Origin of the sequence: Psychrobacter pulmonis (genome assembly GCF_904846465.1) — a bacterium.
In the GTDB taxonomy this organism is placed as follows: Bacteria; Pseudomonadota; Gammaproteobacteria; order Pseudomonadales; family Moraxellaceae; genus Psychrobacter; species Psychrobacter faecalis.
Window position 1 is genome coordinate 105,493 of record NZ_CAJHAT010000004.1, and the last position, 22,462, is coordinate 127,954.

The 22,462-nt window shown below is 44.4% G+C and carries 18 protein-coding genes; 7 read left to right on the forward strand and 11 right to left on the reverse strand.

The genetic code is table 11. From position 1 onward, the window contains the following. The first annotated feature begins 475 nt into the window (after nucleotides 1-475). Nucleotides 476-1,699 (forward strand): transglycosylase SLT domain-containing protein, encoded by a 1,224-nt coding sequence (locus JMX70_RS08460; RefSeq protein ID WP_201591248.1) that lies wholly within the window; start codon nucleotides 476-478, stop codon nucleotides 1,697-1,699. A 136-nt stretch (nucleotides 1,700-1,835) separates the two neighbouring features. On the opposite strand, the gene JMX70_RS08465 is transcribed toward JMX70_RS08460, so the two are convergent. The 3 genes from JMX70_RS08465 to JMX70_RS08475 all read right to left on the reverse strand — a co-directional run bounded on the left by JMX70_RS08465 (nucleotide 1,836) and on the right by JMX70_RS08475 (nucleotide 7,141). Next, nucleotides 1,836-4,877, reverse strand: coding sequence for a LysM peptidoglycan-binding domain-containing protein (locus tag JMX70_RS08465; protein WP_201591250.1), 3,042 nt, complete (start codon nucleotides 4,875-4,877; stop codon nucleotides 1,836-1,838). 171 nt (nucleotides 4,878-5,048) lie between these two features. Then, nucleotides 5,049-5,543 (reverse strand): nuclear transport factor 2 family protein, encoded by a 495-nt coding sequence (locus tag JMX70_RS08470; RefSeq protein WP_201591252.1) that lies wholly within the window; start codon nucleotides 5,541-5,543, stop codon nucleotides 5,049-5,051. Nucleotides 5,544-5,830: 287 nt separating this feature from the next. Continuing rightward, on the reverse strand, nucleotides 5,831-7,141 hold the full coding sequence (locus tag JMX70_RS08475; protein ID WP_144297644.1) for a hemolysin family protein: 1,311 nt from the start codon (nucleotides 7,139-7,141) through the stop codon (nucleotides 5,831-5,833). Nucleotides 7,142-7,616: 475 nt separating this feature from the next. On the opposite strand from JMX70_RS08475, the gene yajC reads away from it, so the two are divergent. The 6 genes from yajC to JMX70_RS08505 all read left to right on the forward strand — a co-directional run bounded on the left by yajC (nucleotide 7,617) and on the right by JMX70_RS08505 (nucleotide 14,179). Continuing rightward, nucleotides 7,617-7,946, forward strand: a complete 330-nt coding sequence (gene yajC, locus JMX70_RS08480; protein ID WP_068408182.1) for a preprotein translocase subunit YajC — start codon at nucleotides 7,617-7,619, stop codon at nucleotides 7,944-7,946. A gap of 309 nt (nucleotides 7,947-8,255) precedes the next feature. After that, complete coding sequence (gene secD / locus JMX70_RS08485; protein ID WP_068408185.1) at nucleotides 8,256-10,133, forward strand: protein translocase subunit SecD; 1,878 nt, start codon at nucleotides 8,256-8,258, stop codon at nucleotides 10,131-10,133. Between the two features lie 9 nt (nucleotides 10,134-10,142). After that, entirely contained in the window at nucleotides 10,143-11,405 is a 1,263-nt protein-coding gene (gene secF, locus JMX70_RS08490; protein WP_068408187.1) for a protein translocase subunit SecF, read from the forward strand. A gap of 179 nt (nucleotides 11,406-11,584) precedes the next feature. Further along, the gene (locus JMX70_RS08495; RefSeq protein ID WP_201591254.1) at nucleotides 11,585-12,979 is read left to right on the forward strand and encodes an MATE family efflux transporter; all 1,395 of its coding nucleotides are present in this window, start codon (nucleotides 11,585-11,587) and stop codon (nucleotides 12,977-12,979) included. Nucleotides 12,980-13,086: 107 nt separating this feature from the next. After that, nucleotides 13,087-13,818 (forward strand): AzlC family ABC transporter permease, encoded by a 732-nt coding sequence (locus JMX70_RS08500; protein WP_068408189.1) that lies wholly within the window; start codon nucleotides 13,087-13,089, stop codon nucleotides 13,816-13,818. Beyond that, entirely contained in the window at nucleotides 13,808-14,179 is a 372-nt protein-coding gene (locus tag JMX70_RS08505) for an AzlD domain-containing protein (protein ID WP_068408190.1), read from the forward strand. Before JMX70_RS08500 ends, JMX70_RS08505 begins: the two co-directional genes overlap by 11 nt. Before the next feature lie 243 nt (nucleotides 14,180-14,422). On the opposite strand, the gene purF is transcribed toward JMX70_RS08505, so the two are convergent. The 8 genes from purF to JMX70_RS08545 form a co-directional block, all read right to left on the reverse strand. Then, on the reverse strand, nucleotides 14,423-15,958 hold the full coding sequence (purF, locus tag JMX70_RS08510) for an amidophosphoribosyltransferase (protein WP_191692043.1): 1,536 nt from the start codon (nucleotides 15,956-15,958) through the stop codon (nucleotides 14,423-14,425). 246 nt (nucleotides 15,959-16,204) lie between these two features. Then, nucleotides 16,205-16,702, reverse strand: coding sequence for a CvpA family protein (locus JMX70_RS08515; protein ID WP_201591256.1), 498 nt, complete (start codon nucleotides 16,700-16,702; stop codon nucleotides 16,205-16,207). Nucleotides 16,703-16,772: 70 nt separating this feature from the next. Beyond that, the gene (locus JMX70_RS08520) at nucleotides 16,773-17,807 is read right to left on the reverse strand and encodes a quinone-dependent dihydroorotate dehydrogenase (RefSeq protein ID WP_068408193.1); all 1,035 of its coding nucleotides are present in this window, start codon (nucleotides 17,805-17,807) and stop codon (nucleotides 16,773-16,775) included. A 239-nt stretch (nucleotides 17,808-18,046) separates the two neighbouring features. Further along, nucleotides 18,047-18,472: a DUF4870 family protein gene (locus JMX70_RS08525; protein ID WP_144297630.1), complete on the reverse strand. Its 426-nt coding sequence runs from the start codon at nucleotides 18,470-18,472 to the stop codon at nucleotides 18,047-18,049. A gap of 127 nt (nucleotides 18,473-18,599) precedes the next feature. Continuing rightward, nucleotides 18,600-19,169, reverse strand: a complete 570-nt coding sequence (gspM, locus tag JMX70_RS08530) for a type II secretion system protein GspM (protein ID WP_201591258.1) — start codon at nucleotides 19,167-19,169, stop codon at nucleotides 18,600-18,602. 2 nt (nucleotides 19,170-19,171) lie between these two features. Next, nucleotides 19,172-20,464 carry a type II secretion system protein GspL gene (gspL, locus tag JMX70_RS08535; RefSeq protein WP_201591259.1) on the reverse strand — a complete coding sequence of 431 codons (1,293 nt, stop codon included), beginning with the start codon at nucleotides 20,462-20,464 and terminating at the stop codon, nucleotides 19,172-19,174. Between the two features lie 120 nt (nucleotides 20,465-20,584). Beyond that, a complete protein-coding gene (locus tag JMX70_RS08540) occupies nucleotides 20,585-21,043 on the reverse strand; it encodes a SixA phosphatase family protein (protein WP_201591262.1) in 459 nt (152 codons plus the stop codon). 91 nt (nucleotides 21,044-21,134) lie between these two features. Then, complete coding sequence (locus tag JMX70_RS08545) at nucleotides 21,135-22,427, reverse strand: NAD(P)H-dependent glycerol-3-phosphate dehydrogenase (RefSeq protein ID WP_201591264.1); 1,293 nt, start codon at nucleotides 22,425-22,427, stop codon at nucleotides 21,135-21,137. Nucleotides 22,428-22,462: the final 35 nt, after the last annotated feature.

Genomic DNA, 22,462 nt, shown 5'->3' on the forward strand with positions numbered 1-22,462 from the left:
GATTAATATAAACGCAGCAACGATTAAGTGCAGTTGTACGGCGCTTATGCTGTATATTTGTCTCAATAATTTATTCATGACCTTACCTATGTTTCATATGGTTTTATAGCCAGTCTTTTAATCACTAACTCATTTTATAGCGATGAAGGAATCATCCGATTTATACCCTTCGCGCTGTGGTGCGTCTTTTTTTAGAATGATGTTTGAAGTGCGTGTTTTATCTTCTAAAAAGTAGCTACCTATGCGTTAAATGATAAAAAGACGGTTGTGCTAACGGTTATATATTTGATGTTAGCAGCGCCATATGTAAACAAGATGACAGCGACCTTATGCTATTTATCAGGCTGATGTGATCTAAAATGTAACGCCAGTTTATGCCACTTATATAGCCATACGCTTTTTATAACTATATAAGCCGCATAAATTGATTAAGCATTTTTATGGTATGCAGGATGGCTAAAATCAGGAGACATCCATGCAGCGTATTACTTACCGTGTGAAAGTATCTGCGCAAGGGGCCAAACGCCGTATTTCTTATTTACTGCGTCCATCTAAGCGCTTACTGCACACCAAAAGTAACTTCGTTCCAGCAGTTGCACCTATCAAAGTGACTGGTTGCGCCAAAACCAAATTTTCCAAAACCAAGAAATTGGCACAAGTATCAAGCATCGCTCTGCTCTCTTTACCGGCTGAGAGCTTGACCACGATGAACGCGCCTGTGCCTGCCTATGCGCACGTTATGTTAGAAAACACTCTAACGGTTGCTGCTGTACCGGGTGACAGCACCTACTTTGCAACCGACGGCTTTCAGCACGGTTTTGGCTATGATTTAGTGCGTAGCTATGCAGATGGGCTTGGCGTCAACATCAATCTCAAAGCCTATGCTAGCGAAGAAGCAGCGCTCAGAGCTTTAAAATCAGGCGATGCCGATATGGCTTTGACCACCGCCAGTACCCAGCTAAAAAGCCAGCTAGACTTAGCCTCTGTTAATGTGAGCTGCGGCTATGATGCCAGCTTGACTAAAAATGGGCTGCATCCTAAGGTCAGTTGGACATTTAATTCTGCCAACGATCCATTATCGCAAAAAGCCAGTTACTTTTTATGTGATAGTATTAAGCTTGAACACACGCAAAAATTGGCGGCGTTTTATAATCAGAACTTGTTAAAAGATGCTTATAGCCAAGACCATTTTAAAAAGACCTTGACAGAAAAGTTGCCTGATTATCAGTCATCGTTTCAAGAGCAAGCGCGTAATTATAATCACGACTGGGAGCTACTGGTCGCCATGGGTTATCAAGAGTCGCATTTAAATGCTAATGCTGTCTCTCCGACTGGCGTGCGCGGTATCATGATGCTGACCAATAATACCGCTAAGGCGATGGGCGTCTCTGATCGCGTTGACCCGTATCAAAGTATTGGTGGTGGGGCGCGTTATTTGGAGCAAATGAAAGCCGATTTCGCCGATGTACCAAAGACTGATCGCATCTGGTTTGCCCTCGCCGCTTATAATATGGGTCCAAATGCTGTAAAAAGTATCCAGCGTAAATTGAGCGCCAATGGTATCGATGATAAAAGCTGGGCAAACATATATGCTTATTTGTCAGAAAACAGAGCGTCAAACAGCCGTTATGGTCAGGCCATGCATTATGTGAGTAATATTAGAAGTTATCTTGAAACCATTAAGACGCAAACGGTTTAATATGGTTTTGCTAAAGGCTCTAAACCTTGAATAAAGTCTTAAATCTTGAACAAAATAATGCCAACAAAAAAGCTGCTCTTAATTAGAGCAGCTTTTTTTAATGCTTAAAATTTGTCAAATGCGACTACATTCTACATTAGCGATTCGGTACGGTTAAACGTTGACCGCGTTGCAGCATGGTATCGACAGCGATATTGTTCATATCAGCGAGCTCTTTGGTAGATACACCATACTTACGTGCTAGGCCAATCAAACTGTCACCCGAGCCTACGGTATAGCTGACGGTTGCTTTTGGTACTTTGATGGTCTGCCCACGTTGTAACTGGGCGTTGGTCGCCAAATTATTGGTCGCCGCCAAATCCTCTACCGATATCCCAAACTGACGTGCTAGCGCAATCAGACCATCGCCCGCTTTTACTTTATAGCTTTCGGTATTACCAAGTTTTTTACCAGTGCTGGTACTACTGGCTGTTTCTGTACTTGCGGTGCTCTTGTTACTGGTGCTACTAGTATTACTGTTAGACGTACTAGTAACACTGACCGTACCATTTGCAGGAATGGTAATCGTACGACCCAATATCAGATTAGAATTGGTTTTCAAATTATTGGCGGCGGCCAAATCACTTAAACCGATATTATAGCGCTGCGCTACGCCCGTTAACGTATCGCCTGATTTCACTTTATAGCTGACCGCTTTGTCATTAAGTTGACGATCGACCAAATCTTTTGAAACCGGCACTTTGATTGTCTGACCACGTTGTAAGCGTGCCCTAGCATCAAAGTTAGGGTTAACGGCTGCTAGCTCTTCAGGACTGATACCAACACTATTTGCAATACCGATTAAAGTATCGCCCGATTTGACCTTATAGTTGGTCGTTGCCACTATACTTGTAGGAGCACTGGTTTTCACAGGATTGCTAGCGCTACTTGAGCTAGTATTTGCGGCAGTAAAGTCTACATTGGCAGGCACTTTTAAGATTTGACCGACGTATAGTGAGTCCGTCGTACCCATATTATTTAAGTTTGCCAAGGTGGTGGTCGGTACATTAAATTGACGAGATAGCGCAATCAAGCCATCGCCCGGCTTGACTTTGTAGTTTTTGGTAGCCGTACTAGATTTACTAGGTTTGGTTGATGGCGCAGCAGGCGTGGCAGCAGGTGCAGTGACTTTACCAGGTACCAACCACAGTTTTTGTCCACGTAGCAAGTCTGCTCTACTGCTCAGATTATTGTATGTGGCGAGCTGAGTCACCGATAAGCCAAAACGATTGGCAGTACCGATTAGCGTGTCGCCACCTTGAACGATATAGCTTTCAGGCTGGCTAGTGGTATTGCTCGCACTACTCAATGGCTCGATAGATTTAGCGTTGTATAGGTATAAAGTACTGCCAGCCAACAGATTGGCACTCGCATCTATCTGATTCCATTCAGCGATATCACGCCAGCTAACACCAGCACGGCTGGCGATATTCGCCAAGGTATCACCACGCTTAACCGTATAGGTAGTACGCGTGCCTTGTGGTTTTGGTTTGCTAGCCGATTTTTTCGGGAAGCTCAGTTTCTTCTCTTGCCCAGTTGCCTCTAAAATAGATTGCTGCGTCTGAACGGCTGATAGGTTGATATTACCATCGGCGTTGACGACATTGGTTTCAGGCGTACTAATACGAATCTGATTGGCAATGTAATCACGTTCCGCTTTACTTAATGGCGGCTCTTGAATAATGGTATTGTTTTGTGTGATTTGCGCCGATGTGGTCGGTAAGCTGTTACTGCTCTTTAGCTCAGCGTTAATCTTTTTGGTTTCAGCAGACGTCAGCGGTGGCTCAGTACGGACGGTATTGTTGTTACTGTAAACGGAGCTGCTGGTCGGTGAAGCCGTCGGCGGAATATAACTGGTGGTCTGCTGTGGTACGCTTGCGCTCGCGGCATACTCTGCAAGGGCGCTGCCGGTAGTCGGTAACGAGCCACTACTGGTATATGGTTTATTATTGTAGCTTGGTGTGGTTGAGCCTGAATAGCTAGGCGTTGTACTCGTGCTCGTATTACTAGAAGCTATCACGTTACTGCTACCATTACCTCTTAACGAGCTAAGCTTAGCATCTGTCGTCAAGCTGACATCGTTTGGAATGATAATACGCTGCGGCCCTGATGCGTCGACGCGCGCTGATGTCAGCGCCGTATTCAGCCTTTCTAACTCATCGTAACTAACCCCTGTCACTTGCGACACTTCCGCTAGGCTCACACCATAATTGACCGGTACACTACGGAAATGCTGACGGTTAGCGATAGCAGGCAGATAGACGCCATATTGCTCAGGCTTGGCAACGATTTCGGCAACCGCTAAAAAGCGCGGTACATAGTTCATGGTTTCAGTCGGTAGTCTGAGCGACCAGTAATCGGTTGGCAAACCGCGCGCCGCATTGGCATCAATGGCTTTTTGCACCCGACCAGGACCGGCGTTATAAGCAGCTAATGCCAGCTCCCAACTACCAAATTGATTGTGCAATGCGGTCAAAAAGTCGTAAGCGGCACGCGTTGATTCAATCACGTCACGGCGACCATCATAGGTGCTACTTTGATTTAGACCATAAATGCGTCCGGTACTTGGAATAAACTGCCATAAACCGGCGGCGGCGGCACTACTGGTTCCACTTGGATCGTAGGAGCTCTCAATCACTGGCAATAACGCAAGTTCGGTTGGAATATTACGGCGCTCAGCTTCTCGAACGGTATGGTAAAGATAGCGACTGGCACGAGCGGTCAAGCGGTTTAGATAGTCTTGGCGACTGGTAAACCAACCTTTTTGCGCTTCAATACGCTGATTATAAACAGGGCGTCCACCATTCATACGGTAGCCTGCGCGCAAGCGATTCCACAAATCACCATATTGTTGAATAGCAAGTTTATTACCTTCAACCATCGTCATATCAGTCGCTTCTAATAAATCTGCCAGCTCATCTAAGCTTTCAGCATCCAAAAAAGCTGTCGAATAATCAGCGCCCGTGCTTGGTTTAGTCACTTGGGTAGCGGGACGTTTGTTAACCACAGCTGAGCTGCCAGTCGTACCCGTCTTTTTTACCGCTGAGGTATTACTACAAGCACTGATAAGTAAAGTCGACACCGCCAGCGTCAATGGTAAAGCGATAAAGGAGCGAGATTTTGATGACACAGTAGACATGATAGTGGAAGTTTCCTAACAACAATAAGTGATAAAATAAAGTTAATCGACAGTATAGTACGCAATATCAAACAAAAACCAGCCTAATCGTAAAGATAATGCGCAAAAAGTCATTTGCCTTATCTTTTGATGGCTTACTTCATAATACAGAACTTGATATATGACTAATTTTTAGTTGATGGTCACTTGTGAGACCGCGCGTAAAAGCACCGCATTACCCGTAGATAACGTCAGTGTGACTCGCGATGAAGTAACAAATGAAACTTTTTGACCGTCTTTTACCCAGCTTTCATTGGTGGTGACATTGGCTTTGGCTTGGTCGCCCGTAATCACAATGTTATCCACCGTAATATCGTAGCGATAGTTTGACGTATCACGCCAGCTTCTTTGCAGTAGTTGCAGATAAGCGTCTTTATCAAGGCTGGTGGTTTTGCCTTTTCTGGACATCGAAATCAGCGCATCATCTGACACCAAGCGCGCCACTTGGTTGGAGTTTTGGCTATTGGCAGCTGACTTCATAGCAGCGGCATAGTTTTGTACCAGTGCATTGCTCATGGTCGCCGCTTGCGCGTTGATACTTATAGCGCTAGCAGCGGCCACTACTGCTGTCACGCCAGCACTTTTTATCAATAGAGCCAGCAGCCCTTTTCCCCATAGTCGTTTCATGATATTCCTTAGTAATACTATTATCATTATCGTCGTGTGTCGTTAAAGCCAAATAATATTATGGCTATAGATTATGGTCATATATTGACTTAAGACCTAAATCTATCAGGCGCTTATAATTCTTTTGTGTTTAAGGCTATTTGTGTGTAAAACTTAGGTTAATTAACGACACATTGTTATGTTAGTTTTAGCCTATCACTCAATTCTCACAGCTATGTGACACCCTGTGTGATTATTGCGAATCTCACGCAAAACAGTCCTGTGCATTTATCTGCTTAATCCAATCTTTAATGACCATTTTTCTCATGCTTATGTTCATTATGACCGTCTTCATAACTTTCATCATCGCTGAGCTTCATGCCTAAACGCTCAACGCGTCTGTCCATCATCTGCCGAGCCAAAGCTTGCATGTCTTCGACGCGATCTATCTCATCGACAATTTCAAGCCCTAATAAAGTTTCAAACACATCTTCTAAAGTTACCAAGCCTTTAACTTCGCCGTACTCACCGACAGTAATGGCGATATGAATTCGGTTTTTTAGCATCAGCTCTAATAAATCAAACAACTTCATCTTTGAAAATACAAAGGTAATGTCGCGCTTAAACTGGGTCAATGGTTTATGAGCGGCATGGTTAAATTTTGCTAAGAGCATGTCGGTTTTTAAGACAAAACCGGTGATATTGTCCAAATCGCCATCATAAATTGGCAAACGCGAAAAGGTCAGTTTTGGCCGATCAACCAATAAATCAGCGACGGTTTTATGCTCTTCAAATGCAAGCATCACCGAACGCGGGGTCATGATATCTTCAACTTTAATCGCCCCAAATGCCAATAGATTACGAATAATACGTGACTCTAATGGATCAATCTGTCCTGATTCTTCGCCGATGCTGGCGAGTGCCGCAAATTCACGGCGGCTAAACGCTTGCGGCTCTTTACCGCGTACCAGCAGTTTGGTTAATTTTTCTGAGAACCAAATCAAAGGATAGAGCAGCAAAATAATACCGCGAACAAAATAAGCAACCATGCCGCCCAATTGACGCCAATAGATAGTGCCTAGGGTTTTTGGCATGATTTCGGATAAAAACAAAATAGCCAAGGTCATGAACGCCGAAAACAGACCAAACCAAGCGCTACCAAAGACAATCGTCGCCTGCGCACCCGCCCCAATCGAGCCTAAAGTATGCGCCACGGTATTTAACGTTAAGATAGCTGCCAACGACTGATCGATATTATCAACCTTTAGGCGTTTTAGCATGTTGGATTTTTTTGGGTTCGTTTCCTGCAAGTCAGCAATATACGACGGCGTCATGCTGAGGAGTGCCGCCTCGGCGAGCGAACAAATGAACGAGATGCCAATGGCAATGAGCACAAATAAAATAAGCAGTAGCACGCTACTAGCAGTAGGATTTGCTACCTCACCTGCTGCCCAAACCGCTTGTGGTAGCAAAGAGGTTAGCAATAGAATAAACGCCGAAAACGATTTGCTATTAAAGCGTGTCATATAAGAGCGATCGCTGTCACCCATCGTCGGGGGAGGTTCAGCAGAGGCGTCTTTACGACAAGCGCGAGGACGGTATAAGCGAGGTACAGACATAAAAAAGGTAAACAAGTTAGGTAACCTAAACAAAGAAGAAAAAGGAAATCACAATATATCATGAGCAAGCGCTGGCAGATAGAAAATAATAGCCGATAAATACGAATGCTTTTCTACCCAATCATTAAAAACGTGCTCAAACCACTCTATTATACAGCCATTCTGTTTATGATACTGGCAATTTGCGATAAATAGCTATTATTATCAATTGCTTAGAAATATAGCTACCCATATTTTTGAAAATTATAAAATAATAACAACTTTATATTAACTTAACATTTGGCTTGTTATGTCTACTGCATAATTGCCCTTGCTTTGCTTATAATAACAAATCCTCTATCACTATAACTATCATAGCCACCCCATGAATTGCAACAAAAACGCCCTCAGCCTATGATTAACAGTTACCAAGCCTGAGATTTTTTGTTACTATGCGTGTAAATTTATTCTTATCTATGACTTACTGAGAGAAATTATGAGCTTATTCATTCAAGCGGCCCATGCGGCACCAGAAACTGCCGGCGCTGCGTCAATGTTTGGACAAATCTTGTTGCCGGTTGCCTTTTTTGCCATTTTTTACTTTTTGGTGATTCGCCCACAGTCTAAACGTACCAAAGAACACCGTGCGATGGTCAACGCGTTGACCGTTGGCAGCGAAATCATTTTTGCTGGTGGTCTTATGGGCCGTATTAAGGCATTGGAAGGTGATTATGCGGTAGTGAGCTTAAACAATCATACCGATGTTAAAGTGCAACGTGCGTCCGTGATTTCAGTATTGCCGGCTGGCACCATTGAAAGCGTTTAATTGTCATTTAGAAATTCAATAATTGACAAACTTTTATTGAGCTTAATTGCTGCTAGATATCAATTATTGGTTGTAATGACTGTAAAATGACCGTACATTATTTACGGTCATTTTTCGCTTTACTGTTTACGCTTAACCGTTTTTTGCTTTACTATCATCGCGGATGATCGCAGTGGTGCAGAATTTAGTACGACTACTAACACACAATAGTAGCTCTCCATTTAATCACCTGCCATTGTTATCGCTAACTTCCCATCTGCTAACTTGTGGCCTGCGTCGCCAGTAGTTTATCAACTTAAAGAAGTGATTATGCAATATCCCGCTTGGAAATACTTACTCATCGCCGTCGTGCTTATCATTGCCGGTCTATATGCGGCCCCTAACCTCTATCCTGATGAACCTGCCGTACAGATTACCAGTGCCGCAGCAGGTACACAGCTATCTGAAGGTATTTTGACCCAGTCTAAAAGCTTACTTGAAGAGGCTGGCATCAATAATCATGATGGTACCTTTGAGGGCAACAGCGCGCTGGTGCGTCTCGATAATCCAGTCGATCAGCTAAAAGCTCAGGAAGTGCTGCGTCAGAATTTGGGCGAGGACTATGTGGTCGCACTAAACTTGGCACAAACGACCCCAGAGTGGTTGCGTGATATCGGTGCAAAACCGATGAAACTCGGGCTTGATTTGCGCGGCGGTGTACGTTTTGTACTAGAAGTGGATATGGATAAAGCGCTCGAGCAGCGTTTGACCAGTGCCAGTCGTGATATGCGCCGTGACTTACGTGCTGAGCGTATTGCGGTAAAAGGTATCAAAACCGAAAAACGTGGCGTGGTGCTGCATTTCGCTGATACCGATACCCGTAACCGTGCGCAAAACATCTTGCAAGGCTCGATGGGTAATACTTTCACGCTACAGTCTTCGATTGATGAGCAGGGCCCTGCGCTGATTTTAGCGTATAACGATGCCACCTTAGATGAAATCAATAGCTACGCGGTCAACCAAAACTTGACCACCCTACGCAATCGTATTGCTGAGCTTGGCGTGACTGAAGCTTTGGTACAATCGCAAGGTGCTAGCCGTATCGTCGTTGAACTCCCAGGCGTACAAGATACCGCTGAGGCAAAACGTGTCCTTGGTCGTACGGCTAACCTTGAGTTCCGTATGGTTGCTGAAGGTGCTGAAAACTATATGGGCGGTATTCCGCCTGCTGGCACTGAAGCGTTCCCCTTTGAAACACTCGATGGTCCGCCAGTATTGCTTGAGCGTCAAGCGATTGTCACCGGTGATAAAGTCACCAATGCTCAGACAGGCATCGATGAAAATGGCTCGCCTGAAGTCAGCATTACCCTAGATAGTGCTGGTGGCAAGCTCATGCAAAACGCTACCCGTACTGCTGTCGGTAAACAAATGGCGGTGCTGTTTATTGAGAATAAACAACGTATCGCTTATAAAGAAGACCCAGCGACTGGTGAGACGGTTGAAGTACGTACACCGTATGCAGAAACCAAAGTCATTAACCGTGCCAATATCCAAGCGGTACTGGGCTCGTCATTCCGTATTACTGGACTTGACAGTAGCGCTGAAGCGGCTGAGCTTGCCCTTTTACTACGTTCAGGGGCGCTAGCAGCACCGATGTATTTCGTGGAAGAGCGTACGATTGGTCCATCACTCGGTCAAGAAAATATCGAAAAAGGCTTATTCTCTACCCAAGTGGGTTATTTATTAGTTTTCGCCTTTATGATTGTTTTCTATCGCTTATTTGGCGTCATTGCCAACGTGGCCCTAGCAATTAACGTCATTATTATCATTGCTATCATGTCAATCTTAGGCTCATCACTCACCCTACCGGGTATTGCTGGTATTGTCTTGACCATTGGTATGGCGGTCGATGCCAACGTGCTGATCTTTGAGCGGATACGTGAGGAGCTGGCAAATGGTGTCCGGCCAAAATCCGCCATCGTCGCAGGTTTTGACCGTGCTTTTAGTAGTATTTTCGATGCCAATATCACAACCTTACTGGTCGCCTTTATTTTATTTGCGATAGGTACGGGTCCGATTAAAGGCTTTGCGATTACCCTCGCGATTGGTATTGTCAGCTCGCTATTTACCGCCATTTTGGTGACGCGTGCGCTGATACAAATTGCTTACGGCAAGCGCAAATCTATCAAACGTCTGAGCATCGGTTAGGAGAAAACTATGGCTATCGATAATAACAATCCGCTAGAACAAGAAAATAACCCAGATCGAAATGGCTCAAACGGTGAAGCAAATACTACTGGTACGCGCCGCCGTAAAAAACCGCGCCGTGATGGCAAAGGCAGTAATACGCAAGCTAATAACCCTAGAACCTCTAAATTGACCGGTTCAAAAACCCGCCGCGGTGGGAAAGAAAATCAAGCCTTGGCGACCCAAGCATCTGGTAACACAGCAGCGGTTGATCCTAATTTGATGTTAGGTGGTTCTGCCGAAGATGCCGCTGCTTACGCAGAAGGTGGTATCAAAGCCATTGGCGATCAGCGTATCATCCCATTTATGAAGTTAGAAAAGCCGATGGCACTTCTATCGCTTCTGATGGTGATTGGCAGTATTATCGCCATCGCCGTTAATGGTCTAAATCTAGGTCTTGATTTTACCGGCGGGGTTTCAGCAGATGTGCGTTATGAGCAGCCTGCTGAGCAAGCCGATGTGGTAAATGCCCTAGCCGATAATGGCTTTGACGATGCGGTCGTACAGTATCTAGGTACGCGCCAAGAGCTTTTAGTACGCTTGCCACCACAGTCAGATAACGTCGATGGACTGAACGCCAGCCTGAGTAAAGCATTAGCATTGCCTAATAATAACGTTGAAATCAGTAACGTTAATATAATCGGTAGCCAAGTCGGTAACGAAATCTACTTAAACTCGGTTATGGCATTGGCATTGGCATTGGCTTGTATGCTTGGCTATGTTGCCCTACGCTTCCAGTTTAAGCTAGCGCTTGGCGCAGTACTGTCGCTATTCCATGATGCGGTGGTAACCATCGGGGTCTTTGCCTTATTTGGTTTTCCGTTTGATTTAACTGTCCTAGCTGCTGTACTGGCGTTGATTGGTTACTCGCTGAACGATACGATCGTCGTTTATGACCGTATTCGTGAAAACTTCCGCCGCGTGCGTGGTATCACGCCGCGTCAAACGGTTGATTTGTCATTGACAGAGACGCTGCGCCGTACGATTATGACCATCTCAACGGTACTATTGGTAGTACTAGCGATGTTATTCTTAGGCGGTGATGGCTTATTCTGGTTCTCGGCTGCCCTGTTTATTGGTCTACTTGCTGGTACTTACTCATCTACTTATATCGCAAGCTCGATTCCTCTAGCGATGGGTTTGTCACGTGATGACTTTATCGTTAAAGTAAAGCCTGAGTTTGAAGAAGAAATCGTCACGTTTAATGATCCAAAAATGTATGAGCAAGATTAACGCTTGTATAAAAGCCAATCACTAGACTTTTAGTTGTTTAGCAAACGTTATCACGATAAAAGCACCTAAACTCTAGGTGCTTTTGTCTTTATACTATTTTTATCCATCTTTTAATACTATTCGATAAGTCATCACTAAACTTTTCTGTCTTATTATATGGTTATATAAGCGACTAAGCTATGTCATCTACCCTGCCGCCAAGTGCTATGCCGCCTATTGATACTCGTTATGCGCGTATCATCGCGATTGCCTTACCTGTATTATTGGCTAACCTTGCGATGCCGCTACAAAGCGTCATTGATACAGCTATTGTCGGTAATATGAATGACACTGCCAAGCTTGCTGGCATGGGTTTGGCTATTCAGCTGCTGTCTTTGATATTAGTCAGCTTTAACTTTTTGCAATACGCGTCATCTGGACTGTCCGCACAAGCACTCGGTCAGCTGGCTCATAATGATGCGCATAAACAAACGCAATCGCCGCTGCTATCAATTTTGCAGCGGGCTTTGTTACTTGCGTTTATGATTGGCGCAGTGCTACTTATTGCAAAACCTTGGCTCATTGATTTTGGCTTGCAAGCGCTTTCTGCCAATCCTGATAGCGGTCGTGCAGCCAAGACTTATTTAGATGTCCGCTTTTGGGGCGTTATCGCAGAGCTAATGAATTTTGCCTTTATCGGCTGGTTTGCTGGTCAAGGCAAAACCCGCTATATGCTTTATCAGCAAGGCTTTATCGCCATGCTTAATATTATTCTGACCTTATTTTTCGTTTATGTGCTGCAGATGGGCTTGGTTGGGGTAGCATTAGGGACGACCATTGCCTTTTGGCTTGGGGTGGTCTTAGCATTGTGGCTTAGCCGTCGACATTTGCAAATCTCTTGGCGCGCGTTATTTAATGCTAATAAGGAACATTTTACTAAAGATAAGATGCTTAGGCTATTTTCGTTAAATAAAGATATTTTTATCCGTACGCTTATTTTAACCTTAAGCTTTGCTTGGATTACCCGACTGTCTGCCCAAAGCGGCGATGTTATTTTGGCCGCCAATGCTATTTTATTGCAGGTATTAAGCATCTCAGCCTTCGCCCTTGACGGCGTGGCGGTATCGGCAGAAACCTTAAGCGGACAAGCAGCAGGACGACGCGATTGGCCGCGCTTTCGTATTATCGTCAAACGCACAGGCGTGGTCAGTTACGGCCTTGCCATGATGCTAAGCGCGATTTGGTGGCTGGCGATGCCAACTTATTTGGATTTTATGACCAATATCGAACCCGTCTTTGCGCTGGCTTATGACTATCACCTTTATGCGGTACTACTGCCACTGGTTGGCGTTGGCGCTTATTGGCTCGATGGAATATTTTTTGGTTTAACGGCTGGTAGCGTCATTCGTAATGCCGCGCTGATATTGGCGCTTATCTTTTTCCCTTTAAGCTGGCTACTCTACCAGCAATGGGATATGACCGGCATCTGGCTGAGCGTTTGGTGCTTATTATTATTAAGATTGATTATCCTCGGTGGATTTTTATATCGTGCCCATCAAACAGGCAGCTATGAAAAATTGCAGCCTGAAGCTTGACCATTAAAGTAATTAGCTAACATGAGGCGTTTAATAAACACAAAAGAGATAATAAACGATACATAAAAGTAAGAAAAATTAGAGATTAAGAAAAATTAGGATATCACGTGACTACTCAATCAAATGAGATAAACCAAAATCAAGCCTATTATTACCATTGGGCAGAAGGCTTTAAAAAAAGCTTGCCAGTCGCCATGGGTTATCTGCCAGCAGGCATCGCCTTTGGCGTGCTCGCACAAGTAGCCGGTGTACCAGTGTGGGCGACTATTATGCTAAGTGTAGTCTTATATGCAGGCGCGGCGCAATATGCGTGTTTACCGATGCTAAGTGCTGGGCTACCGATTGGTAATATTGCTACCAACATTGCCGCCATTAACTTGCGTCACGTCTTTTATGGTATGCCGTTATTGCAGTATTTGCCAAAAAATAAAATAGCGAAAACCTACTGTTTATTTGCCCTCACCGATGAAACGTTTTCGGTAATGACCAGTTTGCCAAACGAGTCGCGCCAATCACTCATACTGCCGATTAGTTTGTTTAACCAAAGTTGGTGGGTATTAGCTGGTGCGATTGGTGTAATGATTGGCAGTGCACTCAGTGACTTGGTACCGCATTTGGATTTTGCCTTGGTCTGTTTATTTGCCATTTTAGCTTATGAGCAATTCCAAAGTATCAAACGCTATTTCCCGATTGGCATTGCGGTGATTGCTTTGATGATTGCCTCATTATTTACCAGTAATTGGTTGTTATTAGTAGCGATTACGATTTGTATGCTGCTGATTTTAGCGCGTGGTTTTTGGTTACAGCGCAGTGTGCAAGGAGGCAGCAATGAGCAGTAGTTATTTGATTCTTGCCACACTGGCGATGGCAGCCGTGACCTTTATTACCCGTGCCCTGCCCGCTTTAATACCTAAAAAGCTGCTAGATACACCGTGGCTACATCGCTTAAATGAAAGCTTGCCGCTATCTGTGATGGTATTACTGATTTTAACCAGCCTTTCTTATCAAGGTTTGTCAGGCGATGCTGGCTTCCAAGCTGGCTTAAATAGTGCCGAAGTACATTTATTTATGGCACAAATTGGCGCGTTATTATTGGTGCTACTTATCTATCATCTTAGTCGTCAATTGCTGGTCAGCATGATCGTCGGTATCGCGGCGATTAATGGCTTTTTGTGGTTATTTACGCGTTTTTTAGGCTGATTAAACGTTAAAGGTTCGTTTTATATAGTAGATTAATCTTAAAAAAGATACAGCGCGGCTGGGATAAATTTTTCGTAACCTCTGTGATAACAGTAAGCAAGGAAAATTTATACCAGCCACCTATGGCTGTTTATTCATCATTTTATTTCATACTGACTACGTTTATTTGTGCTAATAAAAAAGGCTAGAATCTTTACGAATCCAGCCTTTTTACTTACTACCATTTTTGAGTTACTTATTCTATTATAACTCTTCTACGCCCATCATATCGACTGGGGTATCAGCAACGATTTGCACGCCTTTTTTGCCTGTTTTGGCGGTGTCGTTACGTTGCTCTTGTAGATGATCGAGATACGCTTCATTGATTTGCCCAGTGATGTAGCAGCCATTAAATACCGCGCAATCGAAGCCTTCAACTTTACTATGCTTGGTATCTTTTACTGCTTCAATCAAATCGTCCAAATCTTGGAAAATCAAGCGGTCGGCACCGATAATCTCGCGTACTTCTTCAACGCTATGACCTGAAGCAATTAGCTCGCTACGCACTGGCATATCGATACCATAGACGTTTGGATATTTAACCGGCGGCGCAGCACTGGCAAAGAATACCTTACGAGCACCGGCATCACGTGCCATTTGGATAATTTCATGACAAGTCGTGCCGCGAACGATTGAGTCATCGACCAAAAGGACGTTTTTGCCTTTAAACTCAAGCGGTACCGCACTTAACTTTTGACGCACGGATTTTTTACGTTGCTGCTGACCTGGCATGATAAAGGTACGACCGATATAGCGGTTTTTCATAAACCCTTCACGGTATTTGACGTTCATTTTTAGCGCCAGCTCCATCGCTGAAGTACGCGAGGTATCAGGGATAGGAATAACCACATCAATATCGTGATCTTCGCCCCATTCAGCAAGGATTTTATCAGCCAGTTTTTCACCCATACGTAGGCGTGATTTATAAACCGAGATATTATCCATAATAGAATCTGGACGGGCAAAATACACATATTCAAAGATACAAGGCGTGTATTCTTTTTGCTCAACGCACTGATGCGTATGCAGTTTATGGTCCAAATCAATAAAGATCGCTTCGCCTGGTTTGACATCACGGACAATGCTAAAGCCTGAACCTGTCAATGCGACTGACTCTGACGCAACCATATATTCTGTGCCGCCGTTAGCAGCCATACGCTTACCAAAAATCAGCGGGCGGATACCGTTTGGATCACGGAATGCTAGCAACCCATGACCCGTAATCATGGCAACCACGCCATAAGCGCCTTCAATACGGCTATAAACCGCTGTCACTGCTGCAAAGATATCCTTAGGCGTCGGGTGGGTTTTATTGATATTTTGCATTTCATGCGCAAGCACGTTTAGCAACACCTCAGAATCTGAGTCAGTGTTTAAATGACGGCGATCTTCTTGATACAAAGATTTTGCCAAACCTTCAGCATTGGTTAGGTTACCATTGTGCGCAAGGGTAATACCATAAGGCGAGTTGACGTAAAAAGGCTGTGCTTCGGCGCTACTTGAGGTACCAGCGGTCGGGTAACGAACGTGACCGATACCAAACTTACCCACCAGTTTTAGCATATGACGGTTCATAAACACGTCACGTACCATGCCATTTTCTTTACGTAAATAAAGACGCCCATCCTGTAAAGTCACAATACCTGCCGCATCTTGCCCGCGATGCTGCAACATGGTTAAGGCATCATAAAGAATTTGGTTGACCGGCTCATGAGCTGCGACCCCAACGACTCCACACATAGTTGTATCCTATTTTGTACCACACATTGATAACACAATAACGGCTGATAAGGTTGTCTTAAATGTTTGCCTATCTTTTGCCGCAACGCTGATGATCTTACTAAGAATAACGACTTACGGACAATAGATAAGGCTAATTATCCATAAGACGAGTTAATGATGATAAATAGAGGTGTATTTTACGAATATTAAAGACGCTTGAATAGTTTTTTTTAAGTGCTTAGCATGCCTTTGGATCTATAAAATTTAAGACTGATTGACCTGATCCCATGCCATCCCAAACATATCTGAGACCAGCTCTTTACCCATGGGCGCATAAGGCAGTAATTCAGGCGCGAGCACTGAGGTTTCCCACTGCGGCATTTGTACCAACAATGGCGCGCTGACGCTAAGCACCACCAAAACCATAAGCACGTTTTTTCCCGCGCCAAGTACCCCGCCCGCCATTTTATCAAGGACGCCAAGACGTAAGGTTTTAAGTACGCCAGAAAACACAAACGCAACCAGATGCATAATGGCTAAAATAGCAATCACAATCACTAAAAACGCCAGCGCCATTTGTAAAACAGGATTCTCTACCATACTTGATAATTGCGGCGCGACCGAACCTGCCAGACGCGTGGCAGCAATAAGTGCGATAAACCAACCGACTAAACCGACAGCTGTCTTAATCAGACCTACCTGAAAACCACGCCATAAGCCAATCAGGACAACCACAGCAATTACAATATCTAAACCACTCATGTTTATCGCCTCATTTGCATCTTATTTGGTGTACTTCAGTGAAGGTGAAAAGCTTGCAGTTTTAACAATCTTAACCTTCCATCGCATCGTAATAGCCACCGATAGATTGAATGCAAGACTGTACCAGTCCCGGCCCTTTATAGATAAGTCCTGAATATAGCTGCACCAAATCTGCACCTGCTTCAATTTTTTTGACGGCTTTGTCACCGCTATCGATACCACCAACGCCAATCAACGTGACCTTACCACCCAGCTGATCGGAGAATTGTTGTAGAATTTGCGTACTAATGTGGCTGACCGGACGACCGGATAAGCCGCCTGCTTGCTCACCATCGGGCAAATCTTCGACACCCACGCGGCTCAACGTGGTATTGGTGGCAATCAAACCATCAATCTCAAAGTCCAGCAACTGCTTAGAGATGTAATCCACTTGTAATGGCTCTAAATCGGGAGCGACTTTTAATACCAATGGTACATAAAAACCATATTCGGTTGCCAGCTGATTGTGGCGATTTTTAATGGTAGCTAATAATTGGGTTAACGCTTCACCGCTTTGTAGGTCGCGCAAATTTTTGGTATTCGGCGAGGAGATATTGACCGTAATATAAGACGCATGCGGATAGACACGCTCTAAGCAATAGACATAATCATCAGCCGCATTTTCAACCGGAGTCGCAGCATTTTTACCAATATTGATACCGATATTGCCTTGGTATTTACAGCGTTTGACGTTTTCAATCAGGTAATCAACGCCTTCGTTATTAAAACCCATGCGGTTAATAATGGCATCGGCTTGTTTGATTCTAAATAGTCTCGGTCGATCATTGCCAACTTGCGGTTTTGGAGTGACCGTACCCACTTCGATAAAACCAAAACCCAACTCTGCCAGCGCATCGATATAGTCGCCGTTTTTGTCCAATCCGGCAGCAAGCCCAACGGGATTGGCAAACTGCAAACCCATACAGTCGGTTGGCTGCATTGACTGACCATATACTAAGCCCAATACACGCGCTTTATGAGCTTTATCTAATAAAGATAAGGTCATCTCATGAGCGTGCTCGGGGTCCATATTAAACAAAAAAGGGCGAAGTAAGGCGTAAGACATAGTAATGACAGACCCTGCTTGAAAAGAAATGATAAATAAGAAAAACGAATGAGGTCAAGCGCTGCGATTATATCAGCTTAACTGAAATAAGACCAAAGTTTCATCAGGAAAATTACGCCCTATCCTTCGAATAAATAAGCGTTAATACTGTTAATTGACTGACTTAACCAAGTAAAGAAACCCCTATCAGACAGCATTTTTATCCACATCTACCACTTATTGATATTCATATTCTCAGATTAAGGCACTGGGCGGCCATCAGCAAGCGCAATCCAACCGCGTACAATACGGTACAGATGCCAAATAAAAGTAAAGCCCATAATAACAAAACCTAAAATAGCCAATAATACTGAGCCGATGGCAATGTTGTTGGTTTCAGCGAACATACTGACACCAAAACCGCCTAAGGCAAAGGTGACAATAAGCACCCCAATAACGAATAGGACAATGCTGTACCAAAACGTCTTGATTTGCCAATCAAAATGGGTGGCAAGCCAAGTACCATCAGCATCACGGCGTTTGGCATAGTTCATAAAGATAGGCACAATCCACAATAGCCCAGCGGTAAAGTAGCTGAGCACATAAAGCAAATAGGTAATATGGTTATATGTCGTCAAAGAGCGGCGTTTATCATCACTCATCGTATTATTAGAATTATTTATCATGCTGTCACTCGTTATATTCTGTGGTCTTTAGTTATTTTTATTGTGGCAAATTATCAGGTTTTCAATGTGGTAATTGTTAAAGCTTTAACGTGGTTAAATATTTTTCTTACATAATTGACTAAAAATATTAATAAGTCACGGTCGCCTGTACTTGAATGGCCTTGGTAACCAAGTCTTGTTGCATCGACAGTTGGGTAAATTGCCAACCTTGCTGTTCAAGCTTACCGAGTGCGCCACTCACCACCGCTTGGCTTGGATGATTAAAGCTTAATTGCACCGCATCGCCAGCAGCAATGACCTGCGCATCGGCAATACCTGAATTGTTTAGCAGCGCATTAATACTGCTAGCCGGCGGCATGGCATCTACGCCATCTGCACTACTAGCTGCATTTAACGCATTGCTGTCAATGTTACGAGCTTGGGCACGTAACCAAAAATAATCGGCGACCTGCTCTTGATACTCATTTTTGCTCGCTTTTGCTGCTTGATGGACGCTATAGCCGCCATAGCCACCGACAAATAACAGCAAAAACGCTGACAATAACAGCAGAGCTAATTGGTCGCGCGCAGACAATGTCTGCCAACGTGTCATTAAGATACTTTGATAGCTACTCATCCGCGTTGATAAAGCACCACTTCGAGGGCGAGGGTTAGTAGCAGTAGTGCTGCGTTTGGCGAGGCGCTGTAATCTTTTCATGGTTACCCTTTATTGCTGACGCTGCTATTGTTTGCTACCACATCAACGGTCACTTGACCGCTAAACTGCCCTTGCTCATTGCCATTCACTTGTTCTAATTTGGCGTTTAAGCCTTGGGCGACAAGCGTATTGGTAAATTGATCAAGACTGCCACGGTCGGGCGCAATCAGTGTAAAGCTAAGCGCAGTTGGCTGCATGATTAACGCCTGCGCTCGTAATGACGACTGTTTAATCAGCGGTGATATACGTGATAATACGGCTATGTGAGCGTTAGGCGCTTGGCTGTCACTACGCAGTTTTGGTTGCAACTGCACTTGCAATTTCGTGCGCGTACTAAGCGGCTCATTAGGAAACCAAGACTGGTACTGGGTGGCGATCTCAGTTTTGGTCGCTGCTGCTGCCGCCTGATACTGGTAGAATTGTACCCCATCGGTCGCCATCTGTAATATCAGTGCTGACAGCGCCACCATCATCGCCACCCGCAGATATGGTGATAATTGCGAATCGGTCGATTTAATAAAAAAGTTCAGCGCATGACGTTCAGGAATTTCAAGCGGTTTAGGCGCAGCGGCTAGCGTGGTTAATAATAATTGATGCTCGGCAATCATTGTCGCCGTTTGAGTAGATGCTTTGGCGGTAGTTTCATGCTTGGTTAAATCGATATCATCGAACGCTGGCTCATTAACCATATCAGACGCGTGGCGCGAATCTACGAAGGCGTCATCAATAGCTGGTAATAGCAGTACTTCGCTTAAATGCGGAAAACGCTCAAAGATTAAAGGCAAGTAACTGACTGCCATACCTTGATGTAAGGATTGACGCAGCAGCATGGTGTGGTTGTCTTGGTACAATACAAGTTGCTGACCTGCACCCTCTTCTGGCGTTGGCAGTAATAAAAAATCAGGCAATAACGCTACGATGTTCATGCCAACAAGCTTAGCGCTTTGCTGCCATGCTTCGATATCGCTTTGAGCCAAAGCATAGAGATGGTGGCTGGTATTTTCAGTCATTTGGCGAATGGCTAATTGTTCAACCGGCGTCAGAGAAGTTTCTTCAAATAAATACTGCTTACCGCTCATACCTAATTGTTTAAGCTGAGCCGTATTTAGCTCAGACTCTACTTGTAAGACATGGCTTGATGGGAAATACAGGCAAACCGATTTTTGGCTATTGGTTTTATAGCTACCATAGATATCATGCAGCTGTTGCCAGCCATCGACCAATTGCCATTGTTTTATATCTTCGTGCCAGACCGCTAGAGGACTGTGCTGCGCTCTTAACCAAACATGTAACACCAAATGTGTCCTTAATTATCCAAGCTGTTGTTTAGAGTCATTGCTGATTAAAGCTGTCATTTATTAAAGCTATGGTCTAGCAAGCATTTAAATGTCTTATGAGCATGTGTATGATTGATACTAATAAGGTTGTTCTGGGACAAAGCGGTCGATCTCGGTTGCCATACCCATCATCACAAAATCCATCTCAAACACGCGCGCTTCTGCCAAAGAGAAGGATTCAGGATAATCACCCGTTAGTAGGCCTGCGATGTGAGCAACGATAGACATATGACAGACGACCACCAGACACTCCGCTTCAACATTACCAATATCGATGAGCGCCTGATGGGCATCGTCGGATGGCGTGATATTCTCTTGTATTTGTGAGGGCACGTTAGGAGCGCGCAACTGTAATTCTGCCAGCGTCTGCTGCGCCCGCTTATAAGGGCTCACAACAAAACAGTCAGGTTGATAATGGATGGTAATATATTCTGCCGTTTGCGCCGCTTGCTGCTGGCCAAAATCCGTCAACTGCCGCGCACTGTCTGGGCGCGTCTCATCTTCTGCTTGACCATGACGTACTAAGATAATTTTCATAATCTTAACCACCTTGTGTGTTACGTTTACCTGACTATTTTGATGATAAAGTAATGTTAACAATGAAACAGGCTACATTCTGCTAATTACTTTACTTCTTATCGTCATCATCTTTTTTGTGCTTAGTCTTGCTTGCCGTTTGCATTTGCGCGGTTAGGGCAGCATTGCTATGGTCATGCTCCATGACAAACTCAACATCACTACGGAATCCTGCTTCCATGAGATGTAAAGCAACGCCAAGTGCCGCTTTGTCTTCATAAATGACTGCATGAAGCGCATGGGTAATCGGCATATAGATGCCTTCTTTGGTGGCTTTTTCATGTACCTGCTGAATGGTGTTGACGCCTTCAGCGGTTTGACCCAATTTTTTGACCGCCGCATCAATGGTCATACCGCGACCAAGCATATTACCAATACGGTAATTGCGGCTCAGCTCTGAGCTACAAGTCGCATATAAATCACCGACGCCCGACAAACCTAAAAAGGTCAGCGGATTGGCACCAGCATGGACGCCGAAACGGCTCATTTCTGCTAAACCGCGCGTTAATATCATGGCTTTGGTATTTTCACCGACTTCATAAGCTGCCGCCATTCCCATGGCAATGGCATAAATATTTTTTAGCGCGCCACCAAGCTCAACACCGCGAACATCGTCACTGGCAAACACTCTAAAGAAAGCACTATGTAATGCTGCTTGTACCGCATGGCGTAGTGGCTCAGAGTCACTGGCAATGACCGTAGCAGACGGCATATTTTTCATGATTTCAATGGCGAGATTTGGCCCTGACATCACGCCAAAATTCACTTCCGGCAGCTCATCTTTAATAATATCACTCATCAAAGCAAAGGTATCTTTTTCCATACCCTTGGTCAAAGAGACAATAGATTGTCCGCTAATAAAGGGCGCGATACTTTTTAGGGTTTCGCGAAACGCGAGGCCTGGGACAGCAATGAATACAATATCGGTATCTTTGACCGCCGCCTGTAAATCATGACTGTATTTGAGGCGATCATCAAGCTTATAACCGGGCAGATATTTTTTATTGGTCTGCGTCTTTGCCATAGCCTTAACAGTACGTTTATTGCGTACCCACAGCGTGGTATCACAGCCATTGCGGGCAGCCAAGTTTGCCATCGCCGTACCAAAGCTACCGCCACCTAAAAATGCCAAACGCAGCTTGGTTGGATTGTTATGGATTTCTGCCATATTTTTTGCCACCGCAGACTCAACCGCGCTAGGATTTAACTTCTTACGCCCTAGCCCAGATTTGGTGGCACGCTCAATGATACCGGATAGCAAACTGTTTTGTTTTTCAGCACCTTGATTGTCCGTTTGACTGTCCTCTATATTTGCATCTGTCTTTTTATCATTAGCGCTGGTCATATTATTTTATCCGTATTGACTGACTGAATTATGAA

Bases quoted from the DNA above. Each gene is read 5' to 3' on its own strand.
- secD (WP_068408185.1), top strand. From the start codon at position 8,256: ATGCAATATCCCGCTTGGAAATACTTACTCATCGCCGTCGTGCTTATC.
- JMX70_RS08540 (WP_201591262.1), bottom strand. From the start codon at position 21,043: ATGAAAATTATCTTAGTACGTCATGGTCAAGCAGAAGATGAGACGCGC.
- JMX70_RS08465 (WP_201591250.1), bottom strand. From the start codon at position 4,877: ATGTCTACTGTGTCATCAAAATCTCGCTCCTTTATCGCTTTACCATTG.
- secF (WP_068408187.1), top strand. From the start codon at position 10,143: ATGGCTATCGATAATAACAATCCGCTAGAACAAGAAAATAACCCAGAT.
- JMX70_RS08475 (WP_144297644.1), bottom strand. From the start codon at position 7,141: ATGTCTGTACCTCGCTTATACCGTCCTCGCGCTTGTCGTAAAGACGCC.
- JMX70_RS08545 (WP_201591264.1), bottom strand. From the start codon at position 22,427: ATGACCAGCGCTAATGATAAAAAGACAGATGCAAATATAGAGGACAGT.
- JMX70_RS08495 (WP_201591254.1), top strand. From the start codon at position 11,585: ATGTCATCTACCCTGCCGCCAAGTGCTATGCCGCCTATTGATACTCGT.
- gspM (WP_201591258.1), bottom strand. From the start codon at position 19,169: ATGAAAAGATTACAGCGCCTCGCCAAACGCAGCACTACTGCTACTAAC.
- JMX70_RS08505 (WP_068408190.1), top strand. From the start codon at position 13,808: ATGAGCAGTAGTTATTTGATTCTTGCCACACTGGCGATGGCAGCCGTG.
- yajC (WP_068408182.1), top strand. From the start codon at position 7,617: ATGAGCTTATTCATTCAAGCGGCCCATGCGGCACCAGAAACTGCCGGC.
- JMX70_RS08525 (WP_144297630.1), bottom strand. From the start codon at position 18,472: ATGATAAATAATTCTAATAATACGATGAGTGATGATAAACGCCGCTCT.
- JMX70_RS08470 (WP_201591252.1), bottom strand. From the start codon at position 5,543: ATGAAACGACTATGGGGAAAAGGGCTGCTGGCTCTATTGATAAAAAGT.
- JMX70_RS08460 (WP_201591248.1), top strand. From the start codon at position 476: ATGCAGCGTATTACTTACCGTGTGAAAGTATCTGCGCAAGGGGCCAAA.
- purF (WP_191692043.1), bottom strand. From the start codon at position 15,958: ATGTGTGGAGTCGTTGGGGTCGCAGCTCATGAGCCGGTCAACCAAATT.
- JMX70_RS08515 (WP_201591256.1), bottom strand. From the start codon at position 16,702: ATGAGTGGTTTAGATATTGTAATTGCTGTGGTTGTCCTGATTGGCTTA.
- JMX70_RS08520 (WP_068408193.1), bottom strand. From the start codon at position 17,807: ATGTCTTACGCCTTACTTCGCCCTTTTTTGTTTAATATGGACCCCGAG.